Here is a 20,915-nt window from a genome sequence, read left to right on the forward strand (position 1 = left end):
GTTCGTTTGACGCAAAAAGGGCAGCCTGAAGAGGCTGCCCTTTTTTATTGCGCGCGGCTAAAACAATTGCTTCAGCACGACAGGTGTACCCGCCTGCTCGCTGGCCATGCCGGACAGGGCCGCAAACAATTCGGAGCCATCGCGCGTATTGATCCACTCGTCGCCCACGCGCTTGTAGTGGAAACCGCCGGAACGGGCCGCCACCCACATTTCGCGCATGGGGGCCTGGCTGTTGACGATGATTTTCGTGCCGTTATCGATGAATTCGATTTCCAGCACATTGCCGCTGCGGCTGCATTCGACGTCGAGCACGTCTTCATCGTTCAGCCGGTCCAGCGCCGCCTCGATCTGGGTCAGGGTGGCTTCGGCCAGGGCCAGGAATTCCGATTCGCTCATGCTACACTCCAAAGATCTTAATCAAACCGTGATTCTAATCGTGAAGTCATCCTCAGCGTTTTATATCGGCACCGCCATTGTGGTTTCTAGCGTCCTGGCTGGCTGCGGCCAGCCCGGCCCCCTGTACCTGCCCAAGCCGCCAGCGGCCAAAGGCGCGCCAGCCAAAGGCCCGGTCGAACCGGCGCCCGTGCCGCCGCCGCCGGTCATCGTACCAGCCACCTAAACGGAACGCACCGGGGTGGCTGTCTTGGCCGCCCTGGCACTCTTTTCTCGCTTGTTCCAGGCAAAATACACGCGTATTAGCAGCAGTAGTGCGACGATACTGCCGAACAGGATCGGTTGCGCGAAATTGTGCTTGCCCGCCTTCATCCACCAGAAGTGCAAGATGCCCAGCGGCGCGATGACGTAGATCAACCGGTGCAGCCACTGCCAGCGCTTGCCGCCCAGCCGTTTTACCATGCCATTCGTGCTCGTCACGGCCAGTGGAATGAGCAAGACAAAGGCGATGAAGCCCACGGTGATGAACGGGCGCTTGAGCACATCCTTCCACATTTCCTGCACATCAAAGAAGTGATCGAACCATAAAAAAGTGGTGAAGTGCAGCGCCGCGTAGAAAAAGGCAAACAGGCCCAGCATGCGCCGCAGCTTGATCAGCCAATTCCACTGCGTGAGGCGCCGCAAGGGCGTGACCGCCAGGCTGATGCACAGGAAATACAGGGTCCAGTCGCCCGTGCCGCGCGTGATGAATTCCAGCGGCTCCACCAGCTGCCCCGTGTAGGTCAGCCAGACCATGCGTGCAAACGGCAGCAGCGCCAGCAAAAAGATCAGGCTTTTCAGCAGCGACAACTGCTTGCTCGTGGGATTGATGGCCATGGTGTCCCTTAAAAGAACTTCTTCAGATCCATGCCCGCGTACAAGGAAGCGACATCGTTGTAACCGTTGAACATCAGCGTCTTGCGCTTGCGCGTAAGAAAACCGTCTTCGCCGATGCGCCGCTCGGAAGCTTGCGACCAACGCGGATGATCGACGTTCGGGTTCACATTCGAGTAAAAACCATATTCGGACGGCGCCGACAGGTTCCACGACGTGCGTGGTTGCTCCTTGACGAAACGGATCTTGACGATGGATTTGGCTGACTTGAAACCATATTTCCACGGCAAGACCATGCGCACGGGCGCGCCATTCTGGTTCGGCAAGGTTTCGCCATACATGCCCAGGGTCAGCAGCGCCAGCGGATGGTTCGCCTCATCGATGCGCAAGCCTTCCGTATAGGGCCACTGCAGCACGCGGCTGCCCACGCCCGGCATCTGTTTCTTGTCAACCAGGGTGATGAATTCCACGTACTTGGCATTGCCCGTCGGCTCGACCTTCTTGATGATTTCCGAGAAAGAATAACCGACCCACGGGATGACCATCGACCAGCCTTCTACGCAGCGTAGCCGGTAGACGCGCTCTTCCAGCGGCGCCAGCTTCAGCAGCGCGTCGAGATCGAGCGTCATCGGCTTTTTCACTTCGCCTTCGATGCTGACCGTCCAAGGCCGCGTGCGCAGGGTACCCGCGTTTTGCGCCGGGTCGCTCTTGTCCGTGCCGAATTCGTAGAAATTGTTGTAGCTGGTGGCGTCTTTATAGGCCGTCTGCTTTTCCAGCGCCGAATAGGCGGGATTGAGTTTGGCAGCCAGTTTGGGATTGGTGCCTTGCGCGAAGGCCTCGCGGCTGGCCATTTCCAGCAAGGCCGCGCTGGACATCGAGCCCAGCGCGACTTGCTTGATGAAGCTGCGGCGCGATTCAAACACGGCGCGCGGCGTGATTTCTGAGGAATACGGCAACTCAATGCCGTTGGGACTGCGCTTGATCAACATGGCGGCTCCGGGAAAAGGTGATTATTTCTACCTTACACCAGTTTTCCCGGGCCGTTCATGACGCTTCTGTCATTAAAGTTTGCCGTAAGAATGCAGACCCGAGAGGAACATGTTGACGCCCAGGAAGGCAAACGTTGTCACCAGCAAGCCCACCAGCGCCCACCACGAGGCGACGCGGCCGCGCAAGCCCGTCATCAGGCGCATGTGCAGCCAGGCTGCATAGTTGAGCCAGACGATCAGCGCCCACGTTTCTTTCGGGTCCCACGACCAGTAGCCGCCCCACGCTTCGGCCGCCCACAGGGCGCCCAGGATGGTCGCTACCGTGAAGAAAGCGAAGCCCACGGAAATGGCCTTGTACATCACATCGTCGAGCACTTCCAGCGACGGCAGGCGGTCGACCAGGTAGCCGCTCGATTTGAGCAGATACGCCGCCGCCACCATGGCCGAGAGGGCGAACGTGCCGTAGCCGATGAAGTTGGCCGGCACGTGGATCTTCATCCACCAGCTTTGCAGGGCCGGCACCAGCGGCTGGATCTCGGCCGCGTCGCGCGTAACCGTGTACCACATCAGGAACACCACGGCCGCCGAAATGACCAGCATGACGAAGGCGCCCAGCTGGCGCGTCGCGTAATGCTGCTCGTAGTACAGGTAGAACATGGCCGTGATCAAGGAAAACAGGATGAACACTTCATACAGGTTCGACACGGGGATGTGGCCCACGTCGGCGCCGATCAGGTAAGACTCGTACCAGCGCACCAGCATGCCCGTCAGGCCCAGTACCACGCCGGCCCAGCACAGCAGGGAGCCGACGGACGAGCCGAATTCCGAGCGCGCCACCAGGCCAATCCAGTAAAACAGGGTCGACAGCACGAACAGGGTACCCATCCACAGGATGGCGGACTGGCTCGACAAGATGTATTTCAGGAAGAATTTCTGGTTCGCCATCTCCAGGTGGCCGGCGTACAGCTCGATGGCGAACAGCGACAGCACGGCCGCCAGGGGGATCAGCCAGCGCACGGGCTTCCAGTACCAGCCCAGCCACGCGAACGTGGGCGCCGCGGCCAGCAAGATGGCTTTTTCATAGATATCCATGAAGGCGCCAAAGCGCATCAGGCCGAACAGGGAGGCGGCCAGCAAGCCGGCGCCATACAGCCAATCAATCAGGCTCAGGCGCTTGAAAAATCCTGGTTCCTGCGTATATATTTGCTTGTTTGCCAATTCCATCATTTTCTCCATTCCCAGCGATGCTGCAGCGTCCCGGACACAGCGCAGCTTACGCCGATTGCGGCAGCTTTGCCTTCAAAGTCTCAAATTCTTTTTCAAAATCCAGCGTCTTGCGTTGCGTGCTCATGGCCATCAAGGCCTCGCTGCCGCCCTCGCCATCCTTGATCCACACCCACAGGCGGCGCTCGCGGATGTAAAACATGGAAAACACGCCGATCACGAGGAACAAACAACCGAGGTACACCACGCTCTTGCCCGGCGAACGCGTCACCTGCAGCACGGACGCCTTGATTTCCGTAAAGTCGTCGAGTTGCAGATACACGGGCGCGCCATAGAAGAAGCTGTCGGATAGCGCATTCGTGGCCAGTTGCAGGAAGCGGCCGTGCTTGTCATCGGCCTCGATGGCTTTCAAGCCATCCTGGGCGCGCGCCGCCTGCCACAAGTCCCACAGGCTGCCATTCAAGATCTTCATGAAGATATCGGCCGCTTTTTCTTGCTCAGCGGCAGGAATTTTCTCCAGGAAGCGTGAAATGGCGAGGAAACCACCCTCTTGCCCATTGCCGGCAAAAATACCCAGGCTTTTCGCCGCCGACTCCTGCAGCTGGCTGCGCAAGGCTTCCGCGCCCGCCTGCGGCATGGCGCGCGCCGCATAGCGCGTGGCGGCCTGCTGGCGCAACGCGGGATCTTGCAGCGCGGCACGCAAACGCATCCACTCGTTTACGCTGTAATTGTCATCGGCGGGAATGCGCAGATAGCTGAACGGGTCGCTGGGGTTGACGCGCATGCCGGCCAGGAACACCGTCGTGCCATCCACGGTGACAGGCTGCATGTAGTTCTGATACTCGCGCGCCTGGCCCGTCTTGTCGCGCAATTTGTATTGCACCGACGGGCCCACGTTCTTGAGATCCTTGTTATTCGCGTTCTTCGCGGCCGAGCCAAGGCGCTTGTCCAGGCCCACAGAGAATTTCTCGTTAAAACTTTCCGCCTTGTTGACGGCGCGCACATCCTGGCCGGCGCTGAGGTTTTCCACGTTAAACGGACGGAAAGCCGACCATTCCACCGTGTAGGAATTGCCATCGCTGCGCTCGAGCGGCGTGCTGCCACCCACTTCGCCGCCGATATCGAAGCGTTTCGTCGTCTTGCCCGTCATGGGAAAACCCGTCAACTTGAGTTTGCTGCCACCATCCTCAAAGCTGGACTGGTACAGGGCCAGGCCCTTGTACAGCAGGGGCTGGTTGACTTTGATGGTTGCAGGGAACGTCTCGCCCGTTGCATGGTCAGTGATGACGACATCGCTGGCAAACAGTTTGGGCATGCCGGTGCTGTAGAAATCGATGTGGAATTTTTTCAGCAGGATGGTGATGGGCAGATCCTGGATCAGCACGCCATCGGCCTGGGGAATGATGGCCGTGTTGCTCGACGAGCCTTCCGGGATCATGGTATTGCCGCGGAAAGTGGGATTCGACAGGCTCAAACGGTGCTGGGCAGGAATGTCGGCGATCACGCCGCTGCCGGAAAACGGCGTCTTGCCAAAGAACCATTGCTGTACACGGATCGGCATCTCCGAATCGAGCAAGCCGCCCACGCAGATGATGACGATGGCGCCGTGGGCAAAGATATAGCCCCATTTATTGGCGGCGCCCCGCTTGGCGGCCACCAGGGTGGCATTGTCCTTCTCGACCACCTTGGCCCCGTAGCCGGCGTCTTTCAGGCGCATCACCATCTGCTGCGCCAGCACGGCGCGCGGCAGCGGCGCCTGCCATTCCATCTTGTGATGGAAATTGCGCAGCGATTGCTCGCGCACATTGTCGCGCCAGCTGCGCATGTCCTTGAGCATCTTCGGCGCATTGCGCACGATGCACAGCGAGGTCGAGGCGACGAGGAAACCCATGATCACCAGGAACCACCAGGCCGAATACACGGAATACAGGCTCAACTTGTCGAAGACGGCGAACCAGAACGGCCCGAACTGGTTCACATAATTGGGCATGGGCTCGTTTTGCTTGAGCACGGTGCCGATGATGGAAGCGACGGCGATCAGGGTCAGCAGGCTGATGGCAAAGCGCATCGACGAGACCAACTCGACAAATTCAGCCAGGCTGCGGCGTTGGGTCTTTAACTCGATTCCGGTCGTGCCTGTGCTCATACGTGGATACTCATACGGGATATGCAATCTTCAAGAAAATGTGGCATGGAGCAGATAGTTTCTCCGCGCAAGGCGGCAGCATACTCCTGTTTAGCCCTTGCCATAAAAAAGGGCAGCCTGTTGAGACGGCCGCCCTTGTTCATGCGCGCTGGTGCGCCTGGCAATCTTTTGCCACTATGAAAACTTACTTCAGGCCGGCGATATAATCGGCCACGGCGGCGATCTCGTCATCCGACATACGGGCGGCGATGGTGTGCATTTGCGCGCTGTTCTTGCGGGCATCAGCCTTGGTGCTGCGGAACATGGTCAGCTGGGCCACCGTGTAATCCTGGTGCTGGCCGGCGATGCGCGGATACTGGACGGGAATGCCATTGCCCGTCGCGCCATGACAGCTGGCGCAGGCGGCAACTTGCTTGGAAGCAATGCCACCACGATAAATTTTCTTGCCCAGGTCGATCGTGTCCTTGTTTTTCGCGGCGCCCGGCTTGGACAGCTGCGCACCCAGGTAGGCGGCGATATTCTTCTTGTCGGCGTCGCTCAGCATCTTCGCGTACGTCGTCATGACGGGCTGGTTGCGCTCAGGCGTGGTGAAGTCGACCAGTTGCTTGTAGATATAGCTTTCGTGCTGGCCGGCCAGCTTCGGATTGACCGTGATGGTCGAATTGCCGGCCGCGCCATGGCAGGATACGCAGGCAGGCAAGCCACGCGTCGCATCGCCATCGGCGTACAGGGTAGCGCCCTTGGCAGCGTCAGCCTTGACGGCCGGTTTCGGTGCTTCGACCGCCGAAGCAGTTGCCGATACAGCCAGCAAAGCGAGCAGCATGGATTTGATAAACGGTGAAAACGCACGATTCATTCAGGCACCCTGAGACAGTGAGAAATTAGTGGTGGACATTGCCGCGCCCTGTGGATTTTTGCTTTATTTTCAGGGCCGCAAGCCGCATCGCTGCTACGCCGGCAACAATAAACAACCCCTTATTGTACAATAGCTTCTTGGCGTTATCGCTCCCTTATCGCTCCCTTTTGTTGCTTTACTACTCCCATGTCAAAACTCTGGCAAGCCCGCTTCTTTACGACCGTCAACCAATTGCGTGACCTGCCCGATACCACGGTGCCGGAAATCGCCTTTGCCGGCCGCTCCAATGCCGGTAAATCGACCGCCATCAACATCTTGTGTAATCAGAAAGGCTTGGCGTTCGCCTCCAAGACACCTGGCCGTACCCAGCACATCAACTACTTCTCCATCGGCGGCGCCCACGTGGCGCAGCACCGCAAGGATGCCACCATCGTCGAAGAGATCGAATGCCTGCTGGTCGACTTGCCTGGCTACGGCTACGCGGAAGTCTCGGGCTCGGCCAAATTGCACTGGCAGCGCCTGTTGGGCGACTACGTGCAGCGCCGCGAGCAATTGGCCGGCCTGATCCTGATCATGGATTCGCGCCGTCCGTTCACCGACCTGGACATTCAAATGCTGGAATGGTTCGCCCCGACGGGTAAACCGATCCACTGCATCCTGACCAAAGTCGATAAGCTGAACCGCAATGAATCCGTGAATGCCTTGCGCCAGGCGAAAGCCAAGCTCGACAGCTATGTGGATGAAGACGGCGTCGGCTTCCCGTTCACCGTGCAACTGTTCTCGGCGTTGAAACGCGTCGGCATCGACGAAGCCAACGACAAGATCATGGAACTGGCCGGCATCAGCGAAGATGGCGCGGCCCAGATGGTCGAACTGATCGACATGGAAGACGACGTCGAACCGGAAGCGGGAACCGACAAACCGGCTTGATCGACATCAACGCTGCGTAAAAAAAGGCTGCCCGTTCACACGGTGCAGCCTTTTTTATTGCCGTCAGTTTCCCGACCGCCTAACGCCGTCCCGGCCCTGAGCGCTTCTCGGAAAAGAATTCCTGGCGCAGGAAGGCCATCAGCTCGGCCGTGTCTTCCACGCGGGCACTGAGGTTGACGTTACGTCCCAGGCGCCGCGATTCCCAGACGAAGTCGCCGGGCTTTTCGGCACGGATCAGCTGGATCATCTTCTTCACGATGGCCGTTTCGATATCGGGTTCATTGCCCAACTCCACTTTTTCCTGCTTCAGCCAGTTGCGCTTGAAGTTGCCATTCCAGCCCTTGAACTTGACTTCGGCACTGAACGAGGTCTGGTTGACGATGGAAAACACGCCGCCCGAATCCTCGCGGTCGCTGCCGGAATTGCGTCCCTGGGCGCCGGCGATATTCGCCTTGGCCACGCGCATGGCGCGGTCGTTTTCGCTTTCCTCGGCCGGCGGCGTGGGATTTTGCGCCTCGCGCTGCTTGCGGCGCTGCTCGATCATCGAACTCATGTCTTCAGCCGGTGGCGGCGGCAATGGCACTTTCGACACCAGCGGTGGCGTGAATGTTTCCAGTTTTGGCTTGTCGCGCGGCACATCCTTCGTCACCACGCGCTTGCTCGGCGCCGGTGGCGGTTTTACCTTGGCCACTTTCGTGTCCTTCGGTTTCGGCGTGGGTTTCGGCTGCGGCTTCGGTTGCGGTTTGTCTTTCAGCGGCGCAATGTAGACCATCGCGCTTTCCTTCTTCGGCGGCGGGATCTTTTCGATCGTGTCGCTGCGAAACAACGCATACGCCGCCAGCAGCACGTGCAGCAAGACGGACACGCCGAGCGCCACCTTGCGCATGGTGCTGGTCTTGGACCCGTAGGCCGGTGGTGGCTGGATCACTTGCCCGCAGGTGGGGCAAACATCGGAATCGGCAGCCATCAAATGGGTCGTGTCATGCAAAATGAATCGTGCTTTCTGTGTAGCGACAAAAGTAATCTTACAGGGCAGCCATAGTGCCAGAGTCCCTTGCTTTTGGGAACACTTCCTCGGCCTTTCCAACCCGAAGCGTACAGGATAGCGACATTCCTTGCAGCGGTATCAGAGTACCCGAGCCATCTCTTGACGGTTGTTACCGTATGTATCACAGCCCATACAAAACCGGCGCCGCATTCACTGAGGAACGGGGCGCCGGTGGTGGCCGTGCAGCGGCTCAGACCTTGTTGTCGAGCGCTACCAATTGCTCGTCCGTCAACGGCCCCGTGCCGCTGTACTTATCGAGGAACAAATAAATAACAGGCGTAATGAACAGGGTAATGACTTGCGAGAAGAGCAAGCCACCGACCACGGCAAGACCCAGCGGCTGGCGCAACTCGGCGCCGGCGCCCAGGCCCAGGGCAATCGGCAAGGCGCCCATCAGGGCCGCCGCCGTGGTCATCATGATGGGACGGAAACGCAGGATGCAAGCCTGGCGAATGGCCTCTGCCGGTGCCAGCCCGTCGTTGCGCTGCGCATGCAGGGCGAAGTCGATCATCATGATGGCGTTTTTCTTGACGATGCCGATCAGCATCAGGATGCCGATGATGGCGATCATGGTCAGGTCCATGCCGAACAGGCGCAGGGTCAAGAGCGCCCCCACGGCCGCCGACGGCAAGCCGGCCAGGATGGTCAGCGGGTGGATATAGCTTTCATACAGCACGCCGAGCAGCACATAGATGACGGCCAGCGCGGCTATGATGAGGATGATCTGGCTGGACTGCGAGCTCTGGAACACGGCCGCGTCGCCGCCATAGCGCGTGATGATGGAGGCCGGCAAGTTCATGTCCTTGGCCATCGCGTCGATCTTGCCCGTGGCGATACCCAGCGGCACGTCCGGCGCCAGGTTGAAGGCGATGGTGACGGCCTGCAACTGCCCCTGGTGATTCACGGAGGTGGGGCCTATCGTGCGTTCCACGTAGGCAATACTCGACAGCTTGACCAGTTCGCCCGTCTTGCTGCGCACGGACACGCGCGTGAGCGCATCGTCATACTGGCGGTCGGCCGTGGCCGCTTCCAGGATCACGTAATAGCTGGCTGCCGACGAATAGATGGTCGACACTTGCCGCTCGCCAAAGGCGCTGTACAGGGCCGTGCGGATATCGGACATTTGCACGCCCAGCAGGTTGGCCTTGTCGCGGTCGATCCTGAGGGACGCCTGCAAGCCCTTGATCTGCGAATCGCTGGTGACGTCGCGGAAAGCGGGATCCGTGCGCATGCCGGCAATAAACTTTTCCGCCCAGTCATTCAAGGCATCGGGACTGACGCTTTGCAAGGTGTACTGGTAGCGGCTCTTGCTCTGGCGCCCGCCCAGCTGCAAGTTTTGCACGGGCCGGAAATACACGGCCATGCCGGGCACGGTGCCCGTTGCGCGGCGCAGGTTTTCCAGCACCACGGGCATTTTCGGCCGCTCGCTGCGCGGTTTCAAGACCATGAACATGCGGCCCGTGTTGCCGCCACCGACGAACGAAGTCACATCCTGCACGCTGGGATCCGCCTTGAGCATGGCCGCCACGCGCGCTTGCAAGTCTTGCAGTGCCGCCGAGGAAATGTCTTCCGACGCTTCCGTATTGACCTGGATCTGGCCCAGGTCTTCCTCGGGGAAGAAACCTTTCGGTATCGTGGCGTACAACAGCACCGTCAGCGCAAAAGTACACACGGCAACGAAGAGCACCACATTGCGGTGCGCCAGGGCCTTGTCGAGCAGATGCACGTAACCGTTGCGTACTTTCGTGAAACCCGCTTCGAAATGGCGGCCGATGAAGGTTTTCTCGCCATGACTGGGGTCGCTGTCATTGTGCTCGCGCGAATCGGCCGGCAAGAAGCGGCTGGCCAGCATCGGCACCAGGGTCAGCGACACAATGGCGGACACCAGCACGGCCAGCGAGACGACGACAGCGAACTCATGGAACAGCAAGCCGATCACGCCCGGCATGAAGAAGATGGGAATGAATACGGCCACCAGCGAGACGGAAATCGAGATGATGGTAAACCCCATCTCTTTCGCCCCTTCCAGCGCCGCGCGTATCGGCTTCTTGCCCATCTCGATATGGCGCACGATATTTTCCAGCACCACGATGGCATCGTCGACGACGAGGCCCACGGCCAGGGTAATGCCCAGCAGAGAAACGTTGTCGAGGCTGTAGCCGAGCCAGTACAGCAGGGCCAGGGCGCCGAGCAGGGAAATCGGCATGGTGACAGCCGGAATGAAGGTAGCAGCCGCACGGTGCAGGAACAAAAAGATCACCAGCACCACCAGCACCACCGTCAGGGCAAGCGTCAAATTCACGTCGTGGATGGCTTCGCGGATCGACAACGAACGGTCGTTGACCAAGCTGATCTGTATCGACTGGGGCAATTGTTCCTTGAAGCCCGGCAGCAAGCGGCGCACGCCATCGACCACTTGCACGGTATTGGCATCCGGTTGGCGCTGCACCATCAGGCTGATCGAGCGCTCACCATTGAAACTGCCCACGGCCTTGATCGATTGAAAGCTGTCTTCCACCTCGGCCACGTCTTTCAGGCGCACGGGCTGGCCATTGCGGCTGGCGACGATCAGTTCGGCAAAATCGGTCGCTTTCATCATTTGCGGATTGCCCTGGATGGTCAGGGTCTGGCTCGGACCGTCAAGGATGCCCAGCGGGGAATTCGTGTTCGATGTGCGCAAGGCGGTGGCCAGCTCGTCCATCGTCAGGTTGCGCGCGTTCATCAGGTCGGCACGGGCGCGCACGCGCACGGCAAAGCGTTTCTGGCCATTCACGATGACCTGGGCGACGCCAGGCAGGGTCGACAGGCTGGGCGCGATCAGGTTTTCCGCATAATCGTTGAGGTCCGACAAGTTCAGCGACGGCGACGTCATCTGGATGAACAACACGGGCGCATCGGCCGGGTTGACCTTGCGGTAGGACGGCAAGTCCGTCATTTCCGTCGGCAACTGGCGCTGCGCGCGCAGCAGGGCCGCCTGCACGTCGACGGCCGCCTCGTTGACATTGATGCTGGCGTCAAACTCAAGTGTCAGCGAAGTATTGCCCAAGGTACTCGTGGAGGTGATCAGGCTCAGGCCAGAAATGGTGGAGAATTGTTTTTCCAGTGGCAAGGCCACCGACGAGGCCATGGTTTCCGGGCTGGCGCCGGCCAGGTCGGCGCTCACGTTGATGACGGGCGTGTTGTAGCTCGGCAAGGCCGCCACGGGAATTTGCAGGTAGGCCAGCACGCCAGCCAGGATGATGCTCAGGGACAGCAGCACCACCATGACGGGGCGGCGGATGCTCAGTTCGGACAGGTTCATGCTGGCTTGCCCTGCGGTGCGGCGGCGCCATCGGCAGCCTTGTGTTTTTCCACCAGGCGCACCTTGCTGCCTGGGCGCAAGTTCTGCTTGCCGTCGACGATGACTTTTTCATCGCCAGTCAGACCGGTGACGACGGCGCTCGGTCCGAATGCATACACGCGTGTCACCTTGCGCATCTTGGCCGTACTGTCCGCTTCCATCGAGTACACGAACGTGCCGGAGGTACTCGTGATGATGGCGTTCTGAGGGATCACCAGCGCATCCTTGAGGGTGCGCACGGTCAGCTGCGTATTCACATACTGGCCTGGCCACAGGTCGGTGCCAGCATTATTGAAACGGGCCTTGATCCTGATCACGCCAGTGGCCGGATCGACGGCATTGTCGATAAAGTTCAGTTTGCCATCGAGCTGCTTGCCACCGGCATCGGACAGCAGCGCCGTGACAGGCACCTCGCCCGCCTTTTGCGCCGCCAGCAAGCCCGACAGGCTGCTTTCCGGCAAGGTGAACGACACGTCAATCGGGTCGAGCTGGGTGATGCTGGTGAGCGAAGTGGTCGGCTGCACCAGGCTGCCCGCGTAGACATTGATGGCGCCCACCCTGCCCGCCTGCGGCGCGCGCAGGACGGTGTAGCTGGAGTCGACCTGGGCGGCGCGCAAGGCGGCCTGGTCGGCGGCCAGCAAGGCGCGTGCCGCGTCAAGCTGGCTTTGCAGGGTGTCCACGGCGCCTTGGGCGATAAAATTCTTGCTCAGCAAATCCTGGTTGCGCTTGAGCTGGCGCTCGAGGTCCTGCACCGAGGCGCGGTCGCGCAATACCTGCGCCTGCGCCTTGTCGACATTCGCGTGCTCGCTGCGCGCGTCCAGCGTAAACATCAGTTCGCCCTGCTTGACGAACTGCCCTTCGCGGATATGCACCTTGGTAATCGTGCTGGTTGTCTGCGGGTGCAAATCAACACTGCTGATGGGCATGACGCTGCCATTGGCTTGCAGCACCATCGGCACATCCTGGCGCAGCGGCGCGACCACGCTCACCGTCGTCGGCGCCTGTCCGCCCTTGCCCCCTTTGCCATCCTGTCCGCCGGTCGCCGCGCCGGACTGATGATTGAAATACCAGATGCCGCCACCGATACACAGGGCCGCACCGACGAGGATTGCCAGACTAGTCTTTTTCATTGTTCTGTCACGCTGTTGCAGCGCAGGGCTGCAGGTTGAATGTAGTTGCCAGGGGGGCATAAAGCACAATATTGTCGCACGGAAATGCTCACTTTCCTGCGTAATACTCTGGCACGATCAGGGTGACTTCCAGTCCACCGTCGACATGATTAAGCAGTGAAACCGTGGCGCCATGTTGCTCGGCAATATTGCGCGCGATGGTCAGGCCCAGGCCCGTGCCGCCCGATTCGCGCGAACGCGAGGTCTCGATGCGGTAAAACGGTTCGAACACCTTGGCCAGTTGATCTGGTGCAATACCTGGCCCGCCGTCGCGGATGCGGATGCGCGCGGTACCCGCGATGCGCTCGACGGTGACCTGCGCGTACTGGCCATATTTGACGGCGTTGTCGATCAGGTTCACCAGGCAGCGCCGCATGGCGATCGGGCGCGCCATCAAGGCCATGGCCGCCTGTCCACTGAGGGTAACTTTCTGGCCGGCATCGGCCGCGTCGGAGCAGACGCTGTCGAGCAGGGAATCGAGATCGAGCGCCTGCATCGCTTCCGTGCTATCCATCGAGCGGGCCAGGTCCAGCCCTTCCTTGACCATGCTCTGCATGGCCGACAGGTCTCCCACCAGGCGGTCGTACAATTCTGTATCGGCCACTTTTTCCAGGCGCAGGCGCAAACGCGTCAGCGGCGTCTGCAAGTCATGCGTGATGGCGGCCAGCATTTGCGTGCGCTGGGAAATATGCTGGCGGATGCGTGCCTGCATGGCATTGAAGGCGGCGCTGGCCTGGCGGATCTCACTGGCGCCGGACAGGGTCAGCGGCGGGTGGTTGATGTCGTTGCCCAGGTCTTTCGCCGCCTGCGCCAGCTGCTTGAGCGGGCGCATGGTCATGCGCGTGACCAGGTAGGCGAGGATGGCGATACTGATCAGGAAAGGCAGCAAGGTCATCCAGTCGTTATGTTCATTGAACGGCGGCTGCTGGCGCGGCGGCAAGACCATCAGGCGCAGCACGTGGCCATCCTGCATGCGCACGTCGAGGTTTTCGCACGTGCCGCCCCATGGCTTGGCGGAAAACATGCCCGGCGACTGGCGCGGCTTGACGCAGGCGGCCGGACGTTCGGCCAGCGCGCTGACCTTGAAACCTTCACCCAATTTGGCTTGCAGGGCGGTGGAAAATTCCGTCGGCGCGCCGGGCCTATGTTCCGTCTCGGGACGCAGTTCCAGGCGCACGCTGCCCTTGTTGGCCACTTTCAGGTAGGCGGCGCGCGAGGCCAGCGGCACCACGTCGGCCGCCATCACCAGCTGCTCGGCCCGCTCGACGGCGTGGTAGTCGCGGTATTGCTCGATGGCCCGCTGGCGTTCTCCCACGGCCAGCCACTGCGTCAGCGCGGCCGAAGCGACGATGCCGATCAGCAAGAACATGAAGACGCGGCCCGTCATCGATCCCAGGAAGGCCTTCACGCGTGCGGCTCCACATTGACCTGGCCGGCCAGCACGTAGCCGCCGTTGCGCACGGTCTTGATGATTTGCGGCAAGCGGGCATCTTCACCGAGCTTTTGCCGCAAGCGACTGATCTGGATATCGATCGAGCGGTCGAACGGATCGGCGTCGCGGCCCTGCGTCAGGTTCAGCAACTGGTCGCGGTTGAGCACGCGGTTCGGGTGTTCCAGGAACACGCGCAACAAACGAAATTCCGCGCCCGACAGCATGATCACCAGGCCGCTGGGATTGAGCAGGTGGCGCGCCGTCAAGTCCAGGGTCCAGCCGGAAAAGCGAATTTGCTGCGCCTTGTCCGACGGCACGTTCGACGGCATGGCATGGCTGCGGCGCAGCACGCTACGTATGCGCGCCAGCAATTCGCGCGGCTCGAACGGTTTCGGCAAGTAATCGTCGGCACCCATTTCCAGGCCCAGGATGCGGTCCAGCGGCTCATTGCGCGCCGTCAACATGATCACGGGCACCGTCGATTGCGCACGCAGCTTGCGGCACAAGGTCAGGCCGTCGTCGCCAGGCAGGTTCAAGTCGAGCACGATCAAATCGGGCCGCGTTTCATCGAGGATTTTCCACATGGCCGTGCCATCCGCCGCGCCCAGGGTGCGGTAGGCGTTCGTTTCCAGGTAGTCCGCCAGCAAGCTGCGGATATCGCGGTCATCGTCGACGATGAGAATTGTAGAAGTGGGTTCCATGGTACGAATTATCCCCACTTCCCCCACCCTTGCACAGCGCATTTGTATCGTCTTGTATATAGGGGACCCGAAGAAACATATAGATACAAACTGTCTGGCAGCGGACACTTCGGGGAAACATGGCGCGTCCAACATGGATTCATGTGCAGCAACATGTACATCCCTCACTTTTACAAAGGAATCCAGATGAACGCCTCAATGACAACCTTGCGCAAGAACTTGATCATCGCCATGAGCGTACTCGGCATGGGTGCGGCATCGCTGTCCGTCCAAGCCCAGGAAGCGGCTGCCAGCGCGCCTGCCGCCAGCACCCAGATGCAACATGAAGGCCAGCGCGGCCAGCATCGCGGTGGCAATCCCGCCGAACGCATGGCCAAATACCAGGCCCGCCTGCATGACAAGCTGAAGCTGACGGCGGCGCAAGAACCGGCCTGGGCCACCTTCACGGCCGCCAATGCGCCGAAAAAGCCGATGGGCGACTGGAAAGCCAAGCGCGAAGCGATGGCCAAGCTGTCGGCGCCGGAACGCATGGAGCAATGGATCGTCATGTCGAAGGAACGCATCGCCGGCCAGGAAAGCCGTTTGGCCTCGCTGAAAACCTTTTATGCCGTGCTGACGCCGGAGCAAAAGAAGGTGTTTGACGACAGCGTGCCTGGCGGCAAGCACGGCGGCCATCGCGGTGGCCACCATGGCATGCAGGAGCATCCCAAAGCCGGCTAAAGTTTAGCGGACGCAAGAATGGGAAAAGCCTGCAATGCAGGCTTTTTCTTATTGGCGAGACAAGTAAGCGCCTACTTTCCGTCAAGCTTGCGCAGAGAGGTCAGGAAAGTTGATGCATTCTGGAAGCCGATCACGCGCGACTGGGCGATTTCTTTCCCCTGCTGGTTGAACATGATGATGCCCGGCGGGCCGAACAGCTGGAAACGTTTCAGCATGGCCTTGTCGTCCGCGTCATTGGCCGTCACGTCCACTTGCAGCAGCACGGCTTGCCCCATCTTCTCGCGCACGGCGGGATCGACAAAGGTCAGCTTTTCCATCTCGATGCAGGACACGCACCAGTCCGCATAGAAGTCCAGCAGGGCCGGCTTGCCATTGAGCTGCGCCAGCGTCGCATCGAGCTGCGCCACGGTCTTTACGCGCGTAAACGGTTGCGCGTGTACTTGGCCACCACCGAGGTGCGCCAGCGGCGCCAGCGGGTCGCGGCCGCCGCTGGCCACGCCGACCAGTTGCATCGCGCCCAGCACGGCAAACACGAGGCCGACGGCCTTGGCAATCCAGGCGTTCTTCGCGCCGCTCTTGCCCACCAGCAGATACATGCCGTAACCGACGAACAGCACCGTCCAGCCCAGCATCTGCACGGCGCCCGACAGCACGGGCGAGACCAGCCACCAGGCCACGCCTAGCTGCAGCACGCCAAAGAAGCGCTTGACGGCATCCATCCAGGCGCCGGCGCGCGGCAGCAAGGTACCGGCCGACACACCCACCAACAGCAAAGGCACGCTCATGCCCACCGCCATGGCAAACAGGGCGCTGCCGCCGATGACGACGTCGCGCGTCTGGCTGATGTACAGCAAGGCGCCGGCCAGCGGCGCGGCCACGCATGGCCCCACGATCAGGGCGGAAATGGCGCCCATGACGAACACGCCCGCCAGGCGGCCCGACGATTGCTGGTTCGACACGGACGTCAATTTTCCTTGCAGGAAAGCCGGCACTTGCAGCTCATACAAGCCGAACATCGACAGCGCCAGGCCCGCCATCAGCAAGGCAAAGAAACCCAGCACCCAGGGGTTTTGCAGTTGGGCCGCCAGGCCTTCGCCCGCCAGGCCGGCCGCCACGCCCAGCGCCGTATAGACGATGGCCATGCCCAGTGCATACGTCAGCGACAGCAGCAAGCCACGCGAACGGCTGACCTTGGCGCCATCGCCGATGATGATCGACGACAAAATCGGCACCATCGGCAGCACGCATGGCGTAAATGCGAGGCCCAGGCCCAGCAGCATGAACAGCGGCACGATGACGAGCAGCTTGCCTCCCTTCAGGGCCGCTTCGATCTTGCCCATCTCGCTTTGCGCGGGCGCGGCACTGACGGCCACGGGCGCCACCGCTACCGGCTCGGGCGTGCTGGTGATATCGGCCTGGGGAATGCTCAGCACGGATACGCCAGGCGACGCCTGCGCCTGGGGGCCGTTGACGGCAGCCGTGTCGACTGCCGGCGCACCTGGCAAGGCGAATTTCGACGGCAGGCCGGCGCCGGGCGCCTTGCTCTGGCCGCCGCCACCGCCCACCAGCTGGGCTGTCACATCCTGCGGCGCATAGCACAAGCCCTTGTCGGAGCAGCCCTGTCCCGTCGCCTTCAGGGTAAAGGCGCCGGCCGCTTCCACGGGAATCGTGATGGTGAGGGTCTTGCGGAAGGTTTCCACGTTCTTCTGGAAGGTCTCGTCGAACTTGACCTTGCCGGTCGGATACACGGGCGTGCCCAGCTTGGCGCCCACAGCCTCGAACTTGAAGCGCTCGTGGTACATATAGTAGCCATCGGCAATCACATAGGTGACGGCGACGGTGGACGGGTCCTGCATGCGGGCGGAAAACTTGAAGGCCAGTTCGGGATCGAGGAATTCATCGTCGGCGCGGGCCTGGCTGGCGCCAAAGACGGCCATGGCCAGCAGCAAACAGGTGGCAAACCAGATCAGCAGTTGATGTAGTGGGGCGGCGCGCGCGGTGGCGCTGGAGGGGAAACGGGACATGAACGACCTTTTTCTGCGGCATCAGCTGTGCCATTCGACAAGAGTCGCGCGGAGCAGGCAGCGCTTGTGCCGGGCCGGCGCGAAAGAAGAATAGTACACCGCTGAAAGGATAGCTGCAGCAGAAAACAAAAAAGCCAGGCTAGGCCTGGCTTTCCTTGAAGCAATTACTGGGATTACTCGCCAGCAACTTCAACTGCTTCGGTCGTATCTGGACGATCCATCAGTTCAACGAACGCCATAGGAGCGTTATCGCCGACGCGGAAACCCATTTTCAGGATACGCACATAACCACCGTTACGGTTGGCGTAACGTGGGCCCAGTTCAGCGAACAGTTTCAAGACCATTTCACGATCGCGCAGGCGGTTGAAGGCCAGGCGTTTGTTTGCCAGGCAGTCAGTTTTGCCCAGGGTCAGAATTGGCTCGACAACGCGGCGCAGTTCTTTTGCTTTTGGCAGGGTGGTTTTGATCGCTTCGTGACGCAGCAGCGATACTGTCATGTTGCGCAGCATTGCCAGACGGTGGGACGAGGTACGATTCAGTTTACGGAGGCCGTGACCGTGACGCATGATAAATCCTTTCGGTGAGTGTTTAAATTCCAGCTCTTCGATCGATGAAGCTAGTGCAACATCGCGGGCCGGTTTGTTACTTCAAAAATAAAAGCCTGGGACACCTGTCCCAGGCAGTTTGCTACAACTACGAATTACTTTTCCAGGCCTGCAGGCGGCCAGTTTTCCAGCTTCATGCCCAAGGTCAAGCCGCGCGATGCCAGCACTTCCTTGATTTCGTTCAGGGACTTGCGGCCCAGGTTTGGCGTTTTCAGCAGTTCGTTTTCCGAACGTTGGATCAGGTCGCCGATGTAGTAGATGTTTTCCGCTTTCAGGCAGTTCGCCGAACGCACGGTCAACTCCAGATCGTCGACTGGACGCAACAGGATAGGATCGACCAGCGGAGCGCGCGATGGCGCTTCGGCGGCGGCTTCCGTGCCTTCCAGGGCAGCGAACACATTCAACTGGTCCACCAGAACGCGGGCCGACTGGCGGATCGCTTCTTCCGGCGAGATCACGCCGTTGGTTTCGATGTTGATGATCAGCTTGTCCAGGTCGGTACGCTGTTCGACGCGTGCCGATTCAACGAAGTACGATACACGGCGCACTGGCGAGAACGACGCATCCAGGATGATGCGGCCGATGGTCTTGTTCGTATCTTCCGACAGGCGACGCACGTTACCAGGAACGTAGCCGCGGCCTTTTTCAACCTTGATCTGCATGTCCAGCTTGCCACCAGCGGTCAGGTGGGCGATCACGTGGTCAGGGTTGATCAGTTCGACGTCATGCGGCAGGTCGATGTCGGAGGCCAGGATCGCGCCTTCGCCTTCTTTTTTCAGCGTCAGAGTTACCGAATCGCGGTTGTGGACTTTGAAAACCACACCCTTCAAGTTCAGCAACAGATCGACGACGTCTTCTTGCACGCCATCGAGGGAAGAATATTCGTGGACGACGCCAGCGATCGTCACTTCGGTCGGCGCGTAGCCTACCATCGACGACAGCAGAACGCGGCGCAACGCGTTACCCAATGTGTGGCCATAGCCGCGCTCGAACGGTTCCATCACGACCTTGGCGTGACCTGCACCGAGAGCTTCAACATCGATAATACGTGGCTTCAACAAACTGTTTTGCATGAAATGTCCTTTTCAATACCCTCGGCTCATTACACCGATAAGGCTGATGGCATTAGTAAAACGCCCACTCGATCGAGTGGGCGGAGGTAGTGCTAACTGCTATTAACGCGAGTACAGCTCGACGATCAGCGATTCGTTGACGTCGTTAGCGATTTCGTTACGCTCTGGCAGGGACTTGAAGGTACCTTCCATTTTCTTGGCATCAACCGAAACCCAGCTAGGCATGCCAACTTGTTCAGCCAGCGACAGTGCTTCAACGATACGCACTTGCTTTTTCGATTTTTCACGAACAGCAACGATGTCGCCAACTTTGACCGCGTACGAAGCGATGTTCACAACGATACCGTTCACGGTGAACGCTTTGTGGCTGACCAATTGACGCGCTTCAGCGCGGGTCGAGCCAAAGCCCATGCGGTAGCAAACGTTGTCCAGACGCGTTTCCAGCAACTTCAACAGCGTTTCGCCGGTGTTGCCTTTACGACGGTCTGCTTCAGCGAAGTAGCGGCGGAATTGACGTTCCAGCACGCCGTACATGCGTTTTACTTTTTGCTTTTCGCGCAGTTGGTTACCGTAGTCCGAGGTGCGGGCGCCGGATTTAACACCGTGCTGGCCTGGTTTGACGTCCAGTTTGCACTTGCTGTCCAGCGAGCGACGTGCGCTCTTCAGGAACAGGTCAGTACCTTCACGGCGGGAGAGTTTTGCTTTAGGTCCGATATAACGTGCCACGATACTTCCTTTTTTTAATGATAACGCCCCAGCCACATGCATGATCAAACACGCTGCTGCGGTTAGGCGCTAGTCTGACTCAGCTTCAATCAGACGGTGGCTGAAAACGAAAAACCCGCCAAATTGAATTTGACAGGCAAGAACAGCCGGGCAGTATAACCGTTTCCGGCTCCCTGCTCCAGCGATTTCACACAACTATACTGAGTTACAACAGACAGCAAAGCAGCTGGCGCCGAAGCGCCCTCTGCAACACTATCTTAGATACGACGACGTTTCGGTGGACGGCAACCGTTGTGCGGTACCGGCGTCACGTCCTGGATCTCGGTGATCTTGATGCCCAGGTTGTTCAGCGCGCGAACGGCGGATTCACGACCAGGACCTGGGCCCTTGATACGTACTTCCAGGTTCTTGACGCCACACTCAACAGCCACTTTACCAGCGGCTTCCGCGGCGACCTGCGCTGCGAACGGGGTCGATTTACGCGAACCCTTGAAGCCTGCACCGCCGGAGGTAGCCCACGACAGGGCATTGCCTTGACGATCGGTGATGGTAATGATGGTGTTATTGAACGAAGCGTGGACATGTGCGATGCCTTCAGCGACGTTCTTTTTAACTTTTTTACGCACGCGTGCTGATGCGGCGTTATTTTGCGACTTAGCCATAATT

19 protein-coding genes are annotated in these 20,915 nt (G+C 59.9%); 3 read left to right on the top strand and 16 right to left on the bottom strand.

The window, feature by feature from the left end; genetic code table 11:
- Positions 1-57 precede the first annotated feature (57 nt).
- On the bottom strand, positions 58-396 hold the full coding sequence (cyaY, locus tag ACQ4WY_RS14275; protein ID WP_436504677.1) for an iron donor protein CyaY: 339 nt from the start codon (positions 394-396) through the stop codon (positions 58-60).
- 40 nt (positions 397-436) lie between these two features.
- On the opposite strand from cyaY, the gene lptM reads away from it, so the two are divergent.
- Complete coding sequence (lptM, locus tag ACQ4WY_RS14280; protein ID WP_034778304.1) at positions 437-619, top strand: LPS translocon maturation chaperone LptM; 183 nt, start codon at positions 437-439, stop codon at positions 617-619.
- On the opposite strand, the gene msrQ is transcribed toward lptM, so the two are convergent.
- From msrQ to ACQ4WY_RS14305, 5 genes are all read right to left on the bottom strand, one after another.
- A complete protein-coding gene (gene msrQ / locus ACQ4WY_RS14285) occupies positions 616-1,269 on the bottom strand; it encodes a protein-methionine-sulfoxide reductase heme-binding subunit MsrQ (RefSeq protein WP_436504678.1) in 654 nt (217 codons plus the stop codon). The genes lptM and msrQ overlap by 4 nt on opposite strands.
- Before the next feature lie 8 nt (positions 1,270-1,277).
- Positions 1,278-2,255, bottom strand: a complete 978-nt coding sequence (msrP, locus tag ACQ4WY_RS14290; protein ID WP_436504679.1) for a protein-methionine-sulfoxide reductase catalytic subunit MsrP — start codon at positions 2,253-2,255, stop codon at positions 1,278-1,280.
- 72 nt (positions 2,256-2,327) lie between these two features.
- Positions 2,328-3,479, bottom strand: coding sequence for a c-type cytochrome biogenesis protein CcsB (ccsB, locus tag ACQ4WY_RS14295; RefSeq protein ID WP_353659145.1), 1,152 nt, complete (start codon positions 3,477-3,479; stop codon positions 2,328-2,330).
- 49 nt (positions 3,480-3,528) lie between these two features.
- Positions 3,529-5,625 (bottom strand): cytochrome c biogenesis protein ResB, encoded by a 2,097-nt coding sequence (locus ACQ4WY_RS14300; protein WP_436504680.1) that lies wholly within the window; start codon positions 5,623-5,625, stop codon positions 3,529-3,531.
- A 184-nt stretch (positions 5,626-5,809) separates the two neighbouring features.
- Positions 5,810-6,481, bottom strand: coding sequence for a c-type cytochrome (locus ACQ4WY_RS14305; protein ID WP_436504681.1), 672 nt, complete (start codon positions 6,479-6,481; stop codon positions 5,810-5,812).
- A gap of 186 nt (positions 6,482-6,667) precedes the next feature.
- Here ACQ4WY_RS14305 and yihA point away from each other — a divergent pair, with 186 nt between their 5' ends.
- Positions 6,668-7,411 (top strand): ribosome biogenesis GTP-binding protein YihA/YsxC, encoded by a 744-nt coding sequence (gene yihA, locus ACQ4WY_RS14310; RefSeq protein WP_034778293.1) that lies wholly within the window; start codon positions 6,668-6,670, stop codon positions 7,409-7,411.
- 79 nt (positions 7,412-7,490) lie between these two features.
- Here yihA and ACQ4WY_RS14315 read toward each other — a convergent pair whose 3' ends face one another.
- The 5 genes from ACQ4WY_RS14315 to ACQ4WY_RS14335 all read right to left on the bottom strand — a co-directional run bounded on the left by ACQ4WY_RS14315 (position 7,491) and on the right by ACQ4WY_RS14335 (position 15,101).
- Positions 7,491-8,378, bottom strand: a complete 888-nt coding sequence (locus ACQ4WY_RS14315; RefSeq protein WP_436504682.1) for a hypothetical protein — start codon at positions 8,376-8,378, stop codon at positions 7,491-7,493.
- Positions 8,379-8,649: 271 nt separating this feature from the next.
- Positions 8,650-11,760 carry an efflux RND transporter permease subunit gene (locus ACQ4WY_RS14320; protein ID WP_436504683.1) on the bottom strand — a complete coding sequence of 1,037 codons (3,111 nt, stop codon included), beginning with the start codon at positions 11,758-11,760 and terminating at the stop codon, positions 8,650-8,652.
- A complete protein-coding gene (locus ACQ4WY_RS14325) occupies positions 11,757-12,929 on the bottom strand; it encodes an efflux RND transporter periplasmic adaptor subunit (RefSeq protein ID WP_436504684.1) in 1,173 nt (390 codons plus the stop codon). The genes ACQ4WY_RS14320 and ACQ4WY_RS14325 overlap by 4 nt, the downstream gene beginning before the upstream one ends.
- A gap of 88 nt (positions 12,930-13,017) precedes the next feature.
- Positions 13,018-14,376, bottom strand: coding sequence for an ATP-binding protein (locus ACQ4WY_RS14330; RefSeq protein ID WP_436504685.1), 1,359 nt, complete (start codon positions 14,374-14,376; stop codon positions 13,018-13,020).
- Entirely contained in the window at positions 14,373-15,101 is a 729-nt protein-coding gene (locus ACQ4WY_RS14335; RefSeq protein ID WP_034753223.1) for a response regulator, read from the bottom strand. Before ACQ4WY_RS14335 ends, ACQ4WY_RS14330 begins: the two co-directional genes overlap by 4 nt.
- A gap of 186 nt (positions 15,102-15,287) precedes the next feature.
- Here ACQ4WY_RS14335 and ACQ4WY_RS14340 point away from each other — a divergent pair, with 186 nt between their 5' ends.
- The gene (locus ACQ4WY_RS14340) at positions 15,288-15,821 is read left to right on the top strand and encodes a Spy/CpxP family protein refolding chaperone (protein WP_436504686.1); all 534 of its coding nucleotides are present in this window, start codon (positions 15,288-15,290) and stop codon (positions 15,819-15,821) included.
- A gap of 71 nt (positions 15,822-15,892) precedes the next feature.
- Here ACQ4WY_RS14340 and dsbD read toward each other — a convergent pair whose 3' ends face one another.
- The 5 genes from dsbD to rpsK all read right to left on the bottom strand — a co-directional run bounded on the left by dsbD (position 15,893) and on the right by rpsK (position 20,911).
- The gene (dsbD, locus tag ACQ4WY_RS14345; RefSeq protein ID WP_436504687.1) at positions 15,893-17,845 is read right to left on the bottom strand and encodes a protein-disulfide reductase DsbD; all 1,953 of its coding nucleotides are present in this window, start codon (positions 17,843-17,845) and stop codon (positions 15,893-15,895) included.
- 173 nt (positions 17,846-18,018) lie between these two features.
- Positions 18,019-18,411: a 50S ribosomal protein L17 gene (gene rplQ, locus ACQ4WY_RS14350; protein WP_131688284.1), complete on the bottom strand. Its 393-nt coding sequence runs from the start codon at positions 18,409-18,411 to the stop codon at positions 18,019-18,021.
- A gap of 134 nt (positions 18,412-18,545) precedes the next feature.
- A complete protein-coding gene (locus ACQ4WY_RS14355; RefSeq protein ID WP_008444343.1) occupies positions 18,546-19,523 on the bottom strand; it encodes a DNA-directed RNA polymerase subunit alpha in 978 nt (325 codons plus the stop codon).
- 102 nt (positions 19,524-19,625) lie between these two features.
- Positions 19,626-20,249, bottom strand: coding sequence for a 30S ribosomal protein S4 (rpsD, locus tag ACQ4WY_RS14360; RefSeq protein ID WP_010394478.1), 624 nt, complete (start codon positions 20,247-20,249; stop codon positions 19,626-19,628).
- A gap of 257 nt (positions 20,250-20,506) precedes the next feature.
- A complete protein-coding gene (gene rpsK, locus ACQ4WY_RS14365) occupies positions 20,507-20,911 on the bottom strand; it encodes a 30S ribosomal protein S11 (RefSeq protein WP_010394475.1) in 405 nt (134 codons plus the stop codon).
- Positions 20,912-20,915 lie beyond the last annotated feature (4 nt).

The organism is Janthinobacterium salmonicoloratum, assembly GCF_051380845.1.
Lineage (GTDB): Bacteria > Pseudomonadota > Gammaproteobacteria > Burkholderiales > Burkholderiaceae_D > Janthinobacterium > Janthinobacterium lividum_F.